This is a genomic window from Nonomuraea rubra (assembly GCF_014207985.1).
GTDB lineage: Bacteria > Actinomycetota > Actinomycetes > Streptosporangiales > Streptosporangiaceae > Nonomuraea > Nonomuraea rubra.
The window spans coordinates 2,991,346-3,003,784 of record NZ_JACHMI010000001.1; the positions used below are offsets into that span (position 1 = coordinate 2,991,346).

The following is a 12,439-nucleotide window of genomic DNA, read 5'->3' on the forward strand; positions in this document are numbered from 1 at the left end:
CAGGACACGCGCTCGCGTCTATTCACGAGACAGGTCTTTACCGAACGCGGGGCAAGGAAGGACTGATCCGGGGGATGAGCGGCGAGCAGCGGAGGTTCGAGCTGAGCGTGCCGCAGATCCTGGGCAGCGCGCTGGCCGCGGTCACCGCGGCGGTGGCGGCGTCGTACCTGGGCGTGGCCGGGACGGTGATCGGGGCGGCGGTGGTGAGCGTCGCCAGCACGGTGGCCACGGCCGTGTACACGCACTATCTCAAGCGGACGGGGGAGCGGGTCAAGCAGCGCACGCCGCTGGTCGTCCGGCGGGAGGAACTGCAGGGGGAACTGCAGGAGGAACCGGAGGAGGACGAGCGGGCGGACGAGCGGGACGAAGGGGACGTCACGCTGGTGATGCCCGCCGTGGGCCCCGCGTCGTCGAGGTGGCGGCTGCCGTGGCTGAAGGTCGGCGCGGCGGCGGCGATCGTGTTCGGCGTGAGCATGGGCAGCATCCTGGTCTACCAGGCGGCCGCCCAGCAGACCGTGCACGAGCAGGTCACGGGCAAGGGGCCGGCGAAGGTGCAGCAGAAGCGGCAGGAGGAGGAGCGCGGGCCGGTCACGCGGGAGACGGGGACGCAGCAGCCGCCCGCGTACCTCGATCCGAGTGTCACCCCCGAGGACACCCCGGAGCCGACGCCCACCCCCACGCCCACCAGGACCGTCACGCCCACCCGTGAGCCGACGCCCACGCCGGCGCCGACACCGTCGGATACGGTGGAGCCGTCGCAGGAGGGCACGCCCACCCCGCCGCCGGCGCAGGAGCAGCCCGACGTGATCGAGGAGGCGCCGTCGCCGGGCGCGGATCGGGCCGAGCCCGAGTACGACACGCCACCGGCCTAGGCATCCAGCGCGGAGACCGGAGTACCGCGCGCCGCCGCAGCTAGGCGCCCAGCACGGTGTCCAGGTAGGCGTTGGCGAACAGGCGGCCGGGGTCGAGGCGGTCGCGCAGGGCGACGAAGTCGGTGAAGCGGGGGTAGACCTTGGCGAGGTAGGCGGCGTCGCGGGTGTGCAGCTTGCCCCAGTGGGGCCGGCCGTCCAGGCGGGTCATGATGTCCTCGACGCCCTCGAAGTAGGCGGGGTTCGGCGTCGGGCGGTAGAGGTGGCAGGCGACGTACGCCGACGGCCGGCCGTACGCGGTGGACAGCCACGCGTCGCTGGGCGGCGTCACCCGCACCTCCACGGGGAAGGTGATCTTCCAGTCCATCCGCTCGACCAGGTCGCGCGTCTCGCGCAGGGCCTGGGCCAGGCGGTCGCGCGGCACGGCGTACTCCATCTCCAGGAAGCGCACGTCCCGCCGCGCGGTGAACGCCCTGTACGACGCGTCCACCGACTCGGAGTCCCCGAGCGCGGCCGCGCTGAGCTGGTTGATCCGCGGGATCAGCGCGGGCAGCCGGGCACCGAGGGCGCAGGCCGCGCCGAAGAGGGTGTTCTCCAGGAAGACGGTGTCGAGCCAGCGGCGGAACGCGCCGGGCGGGCTGGCGGGGCCGGGGCTGCGGTTGTTGGTCTTGACCAGGCAGGCGTCGGTGTGCGGCAGCCAGAAGAAGTCGAGGTGCTCGTTGGCGGTGGTCAGCTCGTCGAGCGTGCCGAGGATGTCGCCGAGCGGGAGCCTGCGCCGCCGGTTGTGCAGCAGGAACGCGGGTTCCACGCGCAGGGTGACGGCCGTCAGTACGCCGAGGGCGCCCAGCCCCACCCGGGCCGCGTCGAACAGGTCCTCGCCCGGCAGGGCGGTGGCCACGGTGCCGTCGGCCAGCACCAGCTCCAGCTCGGTGACCTGGTCGGCGAGGCCGCCGCTGTCGCGGCCGGTGCCGTGGGTGCCGGTCTGGATGGCGCCCGCGACGGTCTGCTCGGTGATGTCGCCCATGTTCGCCAGGGCCAGGCCGCGCCGGGCGAGCAGCTCGTTCAGCACCCGCAGGGGCGTGCCGGCCAGGACGGTGACGCGGTCGTCCGCCCAGGTCCTGATCCCGGTGAGCGCGCCGGGGCGGAGCATGATGCCGTCGGTGAGTGCCACTCCGGTGAAGGAGTGCCCCGTGCCGACCATGCGGAGCCGCCGCCCGGAGGCGGCGGCGTCGCGCACGGCGCGTACGACGTCCTCCGCGGAGGACGGGGAGCGCACCTCGGCGGGGGTGCCCGACTGGTTGCGCGCCCAGTTCACGAAGGCCACGGGGCACCCCTCCAGAGCATCGTTCCGGTTAAACGTGAACGATACTCACTTCTCCCAGCCTTCGGGAACGGGGAAGATGTCGCCGGGCTCCAGGTTCTCCTTCTTGACCACGTCGGAGACCGTGACGAGGTGGTAGCCCTTGTTCTGCAGGGTCTTGATGAGCGAGGGCATGCCGTCGACCGTCTGCTTCACCCAGTCGTGCATGAGGATGATCGAGTTCGGCTTGGCCACGGCCAGGGTCTGCTTCTGGATGGCGTCGACGTTCTTGGTGCTCCAGTCCTGGGAACCGGCGGTCCACAGGATCATCGGCATGCCGAACTCCGCGGCGATGTCGGACACCTGGAGGTCGGCCATCCCGTACGGCGGGCGCAGCAGCTTGGGCTCGACCCCCGCCGCCTTCTTCACCGCGTCCTGGGTCTTCTGGATCTCGCTCCGGATCGTCCACGCCTCACTCTTGGTGAAGTCGGGGTGGCTGTAGCTGTGGTTGCCGAGCTCGTGGCCCTCGGCGACCATGCGCTTGACGTACTGCGGGCGGCTCTTCACGTACTGGCCCTCAAGGAAGAACGTCGCCTTCGCGTCGTACTTCTTGAGCGTGTCGAGCAGCGTGCCCGCATACTTGCCCGGCCCGTCGTCGAAGGTCAGCGCGATGCACTTGACCTGCTCGCAATCCACGGGCTCCTTCTTCGGAGCCTGCGCGAAGGCGGGCGCCGGAGCAAGGGTCACGCAAACAGCCGCGATAGCTAGAAGTGAACTGATTTGTCGGGACATAACTAGTGCTTCCAGTGTGATGGGTGTTGCGAGGGATCTCCCGACCGTAGCGGATCAGCTCTCCGGGCGTGAAGGAGCGTCGGGAAGTCTCAGCAAACCCGAACCTCCGATGCCCACGATCACCGCGACGACCGCCGCGACGATGGAGAACACGTACGCGTCGGAGGCCCCGTACGTCTCGGTGAGCTGCCCGCCCGCCCACGAGCCGAGCGCCACGCCCAGCGTGATCGCGGTCGAGATCCACGCCATGCCCTCGGTGAGCAGCGACTGCGGCACCAGCCTCTCGGTGAGGGAGAAGCAGGTGATGAGCGTCGGCGAGATGGCGAACCCCGCCAGGAACAGCGCCGCCGCCATGATGCCCGGCGCGTCGATGAACAGGATCGGCAGCAGCCCCACCACGAACAGGGCCAGCGCGCGCACGAACCGCGCGCGCAGCGAGATCCGCCAGCTCCGCGAGCCGAACCAGAGGCCCGACACCATCGACCCGCCCGCGAACGAGGCCAGCAGGAACCCCGAGGCCCACTTGACGCCCTGCTCCTCGGCGAAGGCCACCGTGATCAGGTCCACCGAGCCGAAGATCGCGCCCAGCGCCAGGGAGACGCCCGCCAGCAGGGCGACGGCGGGGATCAGGATCGGCGTGCCGCCCGACGACCTGACGAGCTGCACGGGCGGCTGGGTGCGCCGCTGCGCGGCCAGCGTCAGGGAGCCGCCCAGCATGCAGACCAGCGCCACGATGAGGCCGGCGTAGGGGTTCACGGTGGTCGCGAGCACCGTGACCAGCGCGGGCCCGGTGACGAAGACGACCTCGTCGGCCACCGACTCGAACGCGAAGGCCGCGTGCAGCCGGTCCGTGCCGCCGTGGATGACCGACCAGCGGGCCCGCACCATGGAGCCCAGCGACAGCGAGGTGGCGCCGATGACCAGCCCCGAGGCGTACAGCGTCCATTCGGGCAGCCCCGATCCGGCCGAGAGCATGAGGGCGGCCAGCGCCAGCGCGTTGACCACGGCGAACGGCGGGATCACCCTGCCCTGCCCGAACCTGTCGGCGAGCCGGCCCGACAGCGGGGCGGCGGCGGCGAAGGCCAGGTTGGAGGCGGCTCCGACGGCGCCGGCGGTGGCGTAGTTGTCGGTCAGCGCGGTGATCAGCAGGATGACGCCGATGCCCAGCATCGACATCGGCATCCGGCCGACGAGCCCCGCCAGCACGAACGCCTTCGTCCCGGGCCTCTCGAACAACCCCCGGTAAGGCCCGACCACGCTGTTTCCCCCTTACTCAAGCAGCTAACCATTGCGCACATATGTCGGGATCGCAAGTGGTTTCGGGCTGGCGTGAGTTAACGTGTCCCGAGTGTCCGGTCTTCCCACTGTCCGTGCGGTCATGCTCATGCTCGTCGCCGTGCTCGCGGTCGTCGCCGCGGCCGGCGGTGTCGTGGTGCTCGTGGACGGTGACGTGCTGAGCAGCGCACAGGAGCCCGTACGCGACCGGCCCCGGGCGGCCACCCAGCAGGAGTCGGCCCCGCCCCGCCTCGACCAGCTCGTGCCCACCGCCGAGCCCGTCAAGGACTTCGGCGCCGGCGGCCCGGGCGTCACCTCCACCCCGGCCCGCGTGCTGGCGATCGCCGCCGGCACCGTGCCCAAGGAGACCAGGCTCGCGCTCGCGAAGCTCAAGCACGTGCAGAAGGTCACCGTCGTCGACGCGGGCGCCGTCAAGATCTCGGGCACCGGGCTGAACCTGCTGGCCGTGGACCCGTCCGGCTTCCGCTCCTGGACGCCGCAGCCCGTCGCCGACCAGCCCGCCGTGTGGAGCGCGCTGGCCAGGGGCGAGCTGGTCGCGGAGGCGGGCACGATGCGCAGGTTCGGGATGATCCTGGGCGCCGTGTACCAGGTGGACGGCGGGCCCAGGCTGCGCGCCGCGGCCTCCGCCTCCCTCGGGCTGACCGGCGTGGACGGGCTGGTCAGCGCGGACGTGGGCAGGTCGCTGGGGTTCGCGCAGGGCGTCGCGGTGCTGCTGCACGGCAAGGAGGGCAGGATCGGCGAGGCCGGCGTGCGCAAGGTGCTCGGCAAGGGCGCCCAGGTCGTCGTGCTCGACGCCGCCGCGCGTGCCCCCAAGCAGCAGCAGCCCGCCCAGCAGCAGCCCGCCCAGGAGCAGCCGCAGCAGGTCAGCGTGGGCCGGCCGGGCAGCTACCTGGAGCTCTACAAGGCCTCCGCCACCCGCTGCCCCGGGCTGTCATGGACGGTGCTGGCCGCGATCGGGCAGGTGGAGAGCGGGCACGGGCGCAACAACGGGCCGTCGAGCGCGGGCGCGCTGGGGCCGATGCAGTTCATGCCCGCCACCTGGAAGCACTACGGCGTGGACGGCGACGGGGACGGCAAGAAGGACATCTGGAGCCCGTACGACGCCGTGCCCGGCGCGGCGAACTACCTGTGCGCCAACAAGGCCGGGCAGGGCGGCGAGAGGCTGCGCAAGGCGATCTGGTTCTACAACCACTCGTGGGACTACGTGAACAAGGTCATGTCGATCGCCGACGCGTACGCCAAGACCTACGCCTGAGGCCGCCGCCTCGGGGGCGGGCAGCAGGTGAGCGGGCAGGGCGCCGGCTCCGGCTCCGCCATCAGCTCGGCCACCATCCGCACGAACCGCGGATGCGTGCCCGCCGTCGCGGCCCGCTCCAGCGGCAGGCCCAGCTCGGCGGCCACGGCCCTGGCCTCGGTGTCGAGGTCGTAGACGACCTCCATGTGGTCGGAGACGAACCCGATCGGCACCAGCACCACGGCCGGCGCCTCGATCTTGCGCAGGTGGTCGCAGACGTCCGGCTCCAGCCACGGCACCTGCGGCGGGCCGCTGCGCGACTGCCACACCAGGTCCCACGGCTCGGTGCGGCCCAGCGCCTGGCTGACCAGCTCGGCGCTCCTGCGCAGCTGCGCCTCGTACAGGCCGCCCTCGGGGCCCGCGGCCTCGGCCATGGAGACCGGGATGCTGTGGGCGGTGAAGACGAGCCTGGCGTCGTCGCGGCCGAGCCGCTCCAGCGCCGCCCGCGTGTGGTCGGCCATCGCCGCCACGAAGCCGGGGTGCTCGCCGTAGTGGCGCATCTTGACCAGCTCGGGGCCGCCCTCGAACGAGATGCGCTTGATGTCCTCGTAGTACTGGCGGCAGCTCGAGTAGCCCGCGAACGCCGAGGTGGCGAAGACGGCGGCCTTCCTGATCCCGTCGGCGTGCATCTGACGCACGGTGTCCTCGCCGAACGGGTGCCAGTTGCGGTTGCCCCAGTAGACCGGCACGTCGAGCACCGGGCGCAGCGCCTCGACCAGGTCGCGGTTCTGCTGGTTGATCGGGCTGACCCCGCCGAAGCTCTGGTAGTGCTCGGCCACTTCCAGCAGGCGCTCGCGCGGCACGCCGCGGCCGCGCACGACGTTCTCCAGGAACGGCATCACGTCGTCCGGGCCTTCGGGACCGCCGAAAGACAGGACCAGCAAGGCGTCGTAAATTCCCACGTGACAACCCTATGGGGGAGTGTCGGCGGTCCGCCCCGCGAGGTAGGTTCGATCGAGTGAGCGCATTCAACGACATTCGTGACTATGTGGCCATTCCCCGGGTCCTCTCTCTGCGGCTTTCGCCTGATGGCTCCAGGTTGATCTCCACCGTCCAGTCCCTCAACCCCGACGGCAAGTCGTTCGGCACCGCGCTCTGGGCGATCCCGCTGGACGGCGAGCCGTACCGGCTGACGCGCTCGGCCAAGGGCGAGTCCGCCGCGGTCTTCACCGACGCCGGCGACGTGCTGTTCACCTCCGCCCGCCCCGACCCGACCGTCAAGGACGCGGGCGAGGAGGTGCCCGCGCTGTGGCTGCTGCCCCGGGCCGGTGGCGAGGCCCGCCAGGTGGCCACCCGGCCCGGCGGCATCGCCGGCGTGCGTACGGCCGGCGACGTGGTCGTGTTCGTCTCCGACGTGCTCGACGGCGAGGAGTCGGCCGACGAGGAGAAGCGCAAGGCCCGCAAGGAGGCCGGCATCAGCGCGATCCTGCACGAGGGCTACCCCGTCCGCTACTGGGACCACGACCTCGGTCCCGGCCGGCCCAGGCTGTTCGCGGCCAGGCTCGGCGCCGACCGCCTGGAGGACGTGCGCGACCTGACCCCCGACGCGGGCGACGCGCTGCGCGAGGGCGGGTTCGAGCTGACCCCCGACGGCACCACCGTGATCACCACCTGGCGGGTCGGCCTGCCGAGGGGCGAGTCGCGTACCGAGCTGGTGGCCATCGACGTGGCCAGCGGCGAGCGGCGCGTGCTGCTGTCCGACGAGGCCTACGACTTCACCGGGCCGCTGGCCGTCTCGCCCGACGGCACCAGGCTGGCCTGCTCGCGCGACAGGCTCACCGGGCTGGACGTCTCCGCGCGCAGCGAGCTGTGGATCGCCGACCTCGCCACCGGCGAGGGCCGCGCCTACGCGCCCGACCTGTGGCCCTCGGACGTGGACTGGGCGCCGGACTCCTCGGCCGTCTACATCGCGGCCGACCACCAGGGCCGCCGCCCGGTCTTCCGCGTCCCGCTCGACGAGCGCAGGAGCTCGCGACGAGAGAGCGAGGGACGAGCCAACGAGGAGCGAAGCGGGCGCGACCATGAGTCCGCCGAGCCGGCCAGGATCACCCAGGACGACGCCTCCTACCTCGGCCTCAACCCCTCGCCCGACGGCCGCTGGATCTACGCCCTGCGCAGCGCCGTGAACCTCGCGCCCGCCCCGGCCAGGATCGACGCCGCCACCGGCGAGGTCGCCGACCTGCTCTCGCCCGCGCCCCGGCCCGAGGTGCCCGGCACGCTCACCGAGGTCACCGCCACCGCCGACGACGGCACCGCCGTCCGCGGCTGGCTGGCCCTGCCGGAGGGCGCCTCCGCCGCCAGCCCCGCGCCGTTCGTGCTGTTCATCCACGGCGGCCCGCTCGGCTCGTGGAACGACTGGCAGTGGCGCTGGCAGTCGTGGATCCTGGCCCAGCACGGGTACGCCGTGCTCATGCCCGACCCCTGCATGTCCACCGGCTACGGCCAGGGCATGATCGACCGCGGCTGGGGCGACTGGGGCCCGCGCACCCAGGCCGACCTCGACGCGATCGTGGACGCGGCCCTGGCCAGGGACGACATCGACAGCGAGCGCATCGCCGCGATGGGCGGCTCGTTCGGCGGTTACATGGCCAACTGGCTCGCCGGCCACACCGACCGCTACCGGGCCATCGTCACCCACGCCTCGCTGTGGAACCTCGACCAGTTCGCCGGCACCACCGACGCCGCGATGTACTGGCAGCGCGAGTTCGGCCTGCCCGGCGGCGAGCGCTACTCGCTGCTGTCGCCGCACAACGCCCTCGACCAGATCACCACCCCGATGCTCGTCATCCACGGCGACAAGGACTACCGGGTGCCGATCGGCGAGGCGCTGCGCCTGTGGTGGGACCTGCGGCGTACCGAGGTGGACGCGAAGTTCCTCTACTTCCCCGACGAGAACCACTGGATCCTCAAGCCCGGCAACATCGTCGCCTGGTACGAGACCGTCCTGGCCTTCCTCGGTCAGCACGTGCTCGGCCAGGAGTGGAAGCGCCCGGACTCGGTGGCCTGATGACGGACTTCCTGCGGCTCGCCGAGGACATCTCCCGCGAGGCCGGCGACATGCTGCTGGCCAAGCGGCCCACGATGTCCGGCGAGATCGAGACCAAGTCCAGCCCCACCGACGTGGTCACCGCGCTGGACAAGGAGTCGGAGGAGCTGATCCGGGAGCGCATCCTGGCCGCCAGGCCCGGCGACCGCATCCTCGGCGAGGAGGGCGGCGAGGAGCCCGGCGAGTCCGACGTGCGCTGGATCGTGGACCCCGTGGACGGCACCGTCAACTTCCTGTACGGCCTGGCCGACTGGGCGGTGTCGATCGCCGTCGAGGTACGCGGCGAGGTCGTGGCCGGCGTCGTCAACGTGCCGTCGCGCGGCGAGGTCTTCACCGCGGCCCGCGGCGAGGGCGCCTGGCTGGGCGCTTCGCGGCTGCGCTGCAACACGGGGGTGCCGCTGGCCCAGGCGCTGGTGGCGACCGGCTTCGGCTACTCCAAGACCCGGCGCGCGGTGCAGGGCGAGGTGGTGGCCCAGGTGCTGCCCCGCGTACGCGACATCCGGCGCGGCGGGTCGTGCGCCGTGGACCTGTGCTCGCTGGCGGCGGGGCGGGTGGACGCCTACTACGAGCGCGGCATCAACCCGTGGGACTACGCCGCGGCGGGCCTGGTGGCGACCGAGTCCGGCGCCAGGTTCGGCGGGCTGAACGGGCGGCCGGCCGGCCCTGACTACGCGTTGTGCGCGGCTCCCGGCCTGTTCGAGGAGCTGCACGACGTGCTGGCCCCGCTGAACCCCGAACGCGACTCCTGATTCCGTGGCGGAACGGCCGGAGCGCCTGCTCCGGCCGTTCCGCACCGGCTAGCGGGGCAACGGGATGCCGTGATCGTCGGCCAGACGGCGCAGGTCCTCGATCTCGGCGGTGAGGGTGTCGGCGAGGTAGTCGTCGCCGGAGCTACGGGCCTCCCGAAGGCCCTTGTAAGCCTGGTCGAGGCGGTGTTCGATCGTGGTCGTGAACTCGCCCATCTCACCTACTCTCTGGGGGTTCGTACTCGTGCAGGGGGCGAAGTCACCCATCGCCGGATGAAGTCCGGGCAAGAGGTGTCCCGCAGGCATACCCCGGCTTGTCGCCCTCCGAAACATGAATTTCTCGCCGCACCTGCTCACGCCGGGGTCACCGGGCCCTGAACATGCCTTACCGTGCGCTTATCGAGCCTGTGGGCAGAATGAGTGCCCAGAATCGGAGAGAGGTGTACCGGCGTGCGAGTGCTGGTTGTAGAGGATGAGCGGGTGCTCGCCGACGCGATCGCGACGGGGCTGCGGCGGGAGGCCATGGCGGTGGACGTCGCCTACGACGGCGGCGGTGCCCTGGAGCGGACCTCCTACATCGACTACGACGTGATCGTGCTGGACCGCGACCTGCCGGTGGTGCACGGCGACGAGGTGTGCAGGCGGCTGGTGGAGCAGCGCACGGCCTCGCGGATCCTCATGCTGACCGCGTCGGGCGACGTGGACGACAAGGTGGAGGGGCTCGGTCTGGGGGCCGACGACTACCTGGCCAAGCCGTTCGTGTTCATCGAGCTGGTCGCCAGGGTGCGCGCGCTCGGCCGCCGCTCCGCGCCCGCCCTGCCGCCCGTGCTGGAACGGGCCGGGATCAAGCTCGATCCCGGCAAGCGGCTGGTGGAGCGCGACGGCAGGGAGGTCGTGCTGACCAAGAAGGAGTTCGCGGTGCTCGAGGAGCTGATGCGGGCCGAGGGGGCCGTGGTCAGCCAGGAGGACCTGCTGGACAAGGCGTGGGACGAGAACATCGACCCGTTCACGAACGTGGTCCGCGTGACCATGATGACGCTGCGGAAGAAGCTGGGTGAGCCTCAGGTGATCGAGACTGTGCCCGGGGTTGGGTACAAATTGTGAGTGAAAGGCCAGAGCGTGAGGCGGGGCCGACGCATCCGATGATCAGCCCGCACTCCGCCAGGAAGGCGACGCGCGTGCAGGCGGCCCCGCCGCCCAGCGGGCCGCCCGCCTGGGACGGCCCGCCTCCGCCGGGACAGACGGTGGTTTCGCGCTCCACCATGGAGCGTGTGAGAGAGCTTCCGGGGAAGGTCAGCATCCGCTGGCGGCTGACGATCACCTACAGCGCGCTGGTGTTCGCGGCGGCCGCCGCGCTGCTGCTCTCGATGTACGCCATCGTCGGCACGTCCATCGTGACCGAGTGGCCAGAGCTCAACACGCGCGGCATCAACGCCATCGACGCGGCGATCGCGCAGGACCAGTGGCTGCAGGCCAAGGAGGCCACTGTCCAGAACGCCCGCGACCAGCTCCTGCAGAGCGCGGCGATGGCGCTGGTCGGCGTGGGCATCCTGGCGCTGATCATCGGCTACTTCGTGGCCGACAGGGCGATGCGGCCGGTGGCCAGGATGACCGCCACGGCCAAGAAGCTCTCGGAGAGCACGCTGGCCCACCAGCGCATCGGCCTGGAGGGCCCCAACGACGAGCTGAAGGAGCTGGCCGACACCTTCGACGCCATGCTCACCCGCCTCAACGTCGCCTTCGACACCCAGCGCAGGTTCGTGGCCAACGCCTCCCACGAGCTGCGCACCCCCCTCACCATCAACAGGACGGTCCTGGAGATCGCCCTGTCGGACCCGGAGGCGTCGCAGGACCTCAAAGCGCTCGGCCGTACCCTGCTGGAGGTCAACGCGCGCAACGAGAAGCTCATCGAAGGACTGCTGCTCCTCGCCAGGAGCGAACGCGAACTCGCCGTGCGCAAACCCCTCGACGTCATGGAAGTCGCCCAGACGGCCGTGGAACAGCTCGTGCCCTTCGCCGAAGAGCACGGCGTCACCGTCTCCACCGAACTGGTCAGCGCGCCTACCACAGGCGATCCCGTGCTCCTGGAACGCTCTGTCAGCAACCTGCTGGAGAACGCCGTCAAGTACAACATTCCCGAAAACGGAAAAGTCTGGATCCGAACGGGAATGGCGGACGGTGCCTTGGTTGTTCAGGTGGCCAACACAGGACAGCATGTGCCGGCGTACGAGGTGAACAGCCTGTTCGAACCGTTCAGGAGGCTCCACGCGGACCGCGTGGATTCGGCCAAGGGATCGGGTCTGGGGTTGTCCATCGTCCGTGCGGTGGTACAGGCGCACGGCGGGAATGTTGCCGCCGTGCCGCGTGATGGCGGAGGGCTGGTCGTGACCATTCGGCTTCCGAGGCGATGAACGGTTGTGCCGCCGTGGCGCGTTCGTGCGCGTGTTGAGTCACGGGGGGCGTCTCATCCACGCCGCACATGTGGTTGGATGTGCCGTCGAACACGGTGGTGCATGACGCCAAGGCTGTGGGTTTCGCCATATTTGGCTAACCATTGCCGACGGCAGCAGGCCCTGACGTGTTGGGAGGTTCGTTGTCCGTTTCCGCGGGGTACCGATGGGAAATCTCCCCGACGGAACGGGCACAAGATGGGCTTCCCGGACGTTAGAAGACGCGCGATGAGCGCGAAGACATAGAGCTGAGGGGGATGGAGTAAGCACAATGGCTACCGACTACGACAGCCCGCGCAAGACAGACGACGACCTGGGGGAGGACAGCCTCCAGGAGCTGCAGGCGCGTCGCACCGACAAGTCGTCTGGCAGCATCGACATCGACGAGACCGATCTGGCCGAGTCGCTCGAGCTGCCCGGTGCGGACCTGTCGAACGAAGAGCTCTCCCTGCGGGTGATCCCCCGTCAGGCGGACGAGTTCACCTGCTCGCGCTGCTTCCTGGTGCATCACCGCAGCCAGCTGGCCTCAGAGAAGAACGGCCAGCAGGTCTGCCGGGAGTGCGCCGCCTAATTTTTGGAGCGAAGGAGCTCGGGGCGGGCGTAAAGGCACACCCTGGGCGATCGCGACCAAGAGACACGGAGGCAC

General features: G+C 70.8%; 12 protein-coding genes. 7 read left to right on the top strand and 5 right to left on the bottom strand.

The window, feature by feature from the left end; all coding sequences use genetic code 11:
- The first annotated feature begins 74 nt into the window (after window positions 1-74).
- Window positions 75-872 (top strand): hypothetical protein, encoded by a 798-nt coding sequence (locus tag HD593_RS13605; protein WP_185102519.1) that lies wholly within the window; start codon window positions 75-77, stop codon window positions 870-872.
- Between the two features lie 40 nt (window positions 873-912).
- On the opposite strand, the gene HD593_RS13610 is transcribed toward HD593_RS13605, so the two are convergent.
- From HD593_RS13610 to HD593_RS13620, 3 genes are all read right to left on the bottom strand, one after another.
- Window positions 913-2,193 carry a D-arabinono-1,4-lactone oxidase gene (locus HD593_RS13610; protein ID WP_185102520.1) on the bottom strand — a complete coding sequence of 427 codons (1,281 nt, stop codon included), beginning with the start codon at window positions 2,191-2,193 and terminating at the stop codon, window positions 913-915.
- Window positions 2,194-2,238: 45 nt separating this feature from the next.
- Window positions 2,239-2,916: a polysaccharide deacetylase family protein gene (locus HD593_RS13615; RefSeq protein ID WP_312903454.1), complete on the bottom strand. Its 678-nt coding sequence runs from the start codon at window positions 2,914-2,916 to the stop codon at window positions 2,239-2,241.
- Window positions 2,917-3,015: 99 nt separating this feature from the next.
- Window positions 3,016-4,218: an MFS transporter gene (locus HD593_RS13620; RefSeq protein WP_185102522.1), complete on the bottom strand. Its 1,203-nt coding sequence runs from the start codon at window positions 4,216-4,218 to the stop codon at window positions 3,016-3,018.
- Between the two features lie 91 nt (window positions 4,219-4,309).
- Between HD593_RS13620 and HD593_RS13625 the strand changes: the two genes are divergently transcribed.
- Window positions 4,310-5,512 carry a lytic transglycosylase domain-containing protein gene (locus tag HD593_RS13625; RefSeq protein WP_185102523.1) on the top strand — a complete coding sequence of 401 codons (1,203 nt, stop codon included), beginning with the start codon at window positions 4,310-4,312 and terminating at the stop codon, window positions 5,510-5,512.
- Here HD593_RS13625 and HD593_RS13630 read toward each other — a convergent pair.
- Window positions 5,503-6,453 carry a ferrochelatase gene (locus tag HD593_RS13630; protein WP_185102524.1) on the bottom strand — a complete coding sequence of 317 codons (951 nt, stop codon included), beginning with the start codon at window positions 6,451-6,453 and terminating at the stop codon, window positions 5,503-5,505. The two genes, HD593_RS13625 and HD593_RS13630, sit on opposite strands and share 10 nt — an antisense overlap.
- Before the next feature lie 11 nt (window positions 6,454-6,464).
- Here HD593_RS13630 and HD593_RS13635 point away from each other — a divergent pair, with 11 nt between their 5' ends.
- Window positions 6,465-8,558 carry a S9 family peptidase gene (locus HD593_RS13635; RefSeq protein ID WP_185102525.1) on the top strand — a complete coding sequence of 698 codons (2,094 nt, stop codon included), beginning with the start codon at window positions 6,465-6,467 and terminating at the stop codon, window positions 8,556-8,558.
- Window positions 8,558-9,346, top strand: coding sequence for an inositol monophosphatase family protein (locus tag HD593_RS13640; protein ID WP_185102526.1), 789 nt, complete (start codon window positions 8,558-8,560; stop codon window positions 9,344-9,346). Before HD593_RS13635 ends, HD593_RS13640 begins: the two co-directional genes overlap by 1 nt.
- 48 nt (window positions 9,347-9,394) lie before the next feature.
- Here HD593_RS13640 and HD593_RS13645 read toward each other — a convergent pair whose 3' ends face one another.
- A complete protein-coding gene (locus tag HD593_RS13645) occupies window positions 9,395-9,559 on the bottom strand; it encodes a hypothetical protein (RefSeq protein WP_185102527.1) in 165 nt (54 codons plus the stop codon).
- A gap of 234 nt (window positions 9,560-9,793) precedes the next feature.
- Between HD593_RS13645 and HD593_RS13650 the strand changes: the two genes are divergently transcribed.
- The 3 genes from HD593_RS13650 to HD593_RS13660 all read left to right on the top strand — a co-directional run bounded on the left by HD593_RS13650 (window position 9,794) and on the right by HD593_RS13660 (window position 12,364).
- Entirely contained in the window at window positions 9,794-10,447 is a 654-nt protein-coding gene (locus HD593_RS13650; RefSeq protein WP_080036256.1) for a response regulator transcription factor, read from the top strand.
- 38 nt (window positions 10,448-10,485) lie between these two features.
- The gene (locus HD593_RS13655; RefSeq protein WP_185111822.1) at window positions 10,486-11,754 is read left to right on the top strand and encodes a sensor histidine kinase; all 1,269 of its coding nucleotides are present in this window, start codon (window positions 10,486-10,488) and stop codon (window positions 11,752-11,754) included.
- Between the two features lie 310 nt (window positions 11,755-12,064).
- Window positions 12,065-12,364 (top strand): DUF4193 domain-containing protein, encoded by a 300-nt coding sequence (locus HD593_RS13660; protein ID WP_020542847.1) that lies wholly within the window; start codon window positions 12,065-12,067, stop codon window positions 12,362-12,364.
- Window positions 12,365-12,439 lie beyond the last annotated feature (75 nt).

Excerpts from the sequence above, each read along its gene's own strand:
- HD593_RS13605 (WP_185102519.1), top strand. The coding sequence starts at position 75 with ATGAGCGGCGAGCAGCGGAGGTTCGAGCTGAGCGTGCCGCAGATCCTG.
- HD593_RS13660 (WP_020542847.1), top strand. The coding sequence starts at position 12,065 with ATGGCTACCGACTACGACAGCCCGCGCAAGACAGACGACGACCTGGGG.
- HD593_RS13645 (WP_185102527.1), bottom strand. The coding sequence starts at position 9,559 with ATGGGCGAGTTCACGACCACGATCGAACACCGCCTCGACCAGGCTTAC.
- HD593_RS13655 (WP_185111822.1), top strand. The coding sequence starts at position 10,486 with ATGATCAGCCCGCACTCCGCCAGGAAGGCGACGCGCGTGCAGGCGGCC.
- HD593_RS13640 (WP_185102526.1), top strand. The coding sequence starts at position 8,558 with ATGACGGACTTCCTGCGGCTCGCCGAGGACATCTCCCGCGAGGCCGGC.
- HD593_RS13635 (WP_185102525.1), top strand. The coding sequence starts at position 6,465 with ATGGGGGAGTGTCGGCGGTCCGCCCCGCGAGGTAGGTTCGATCGAGTG.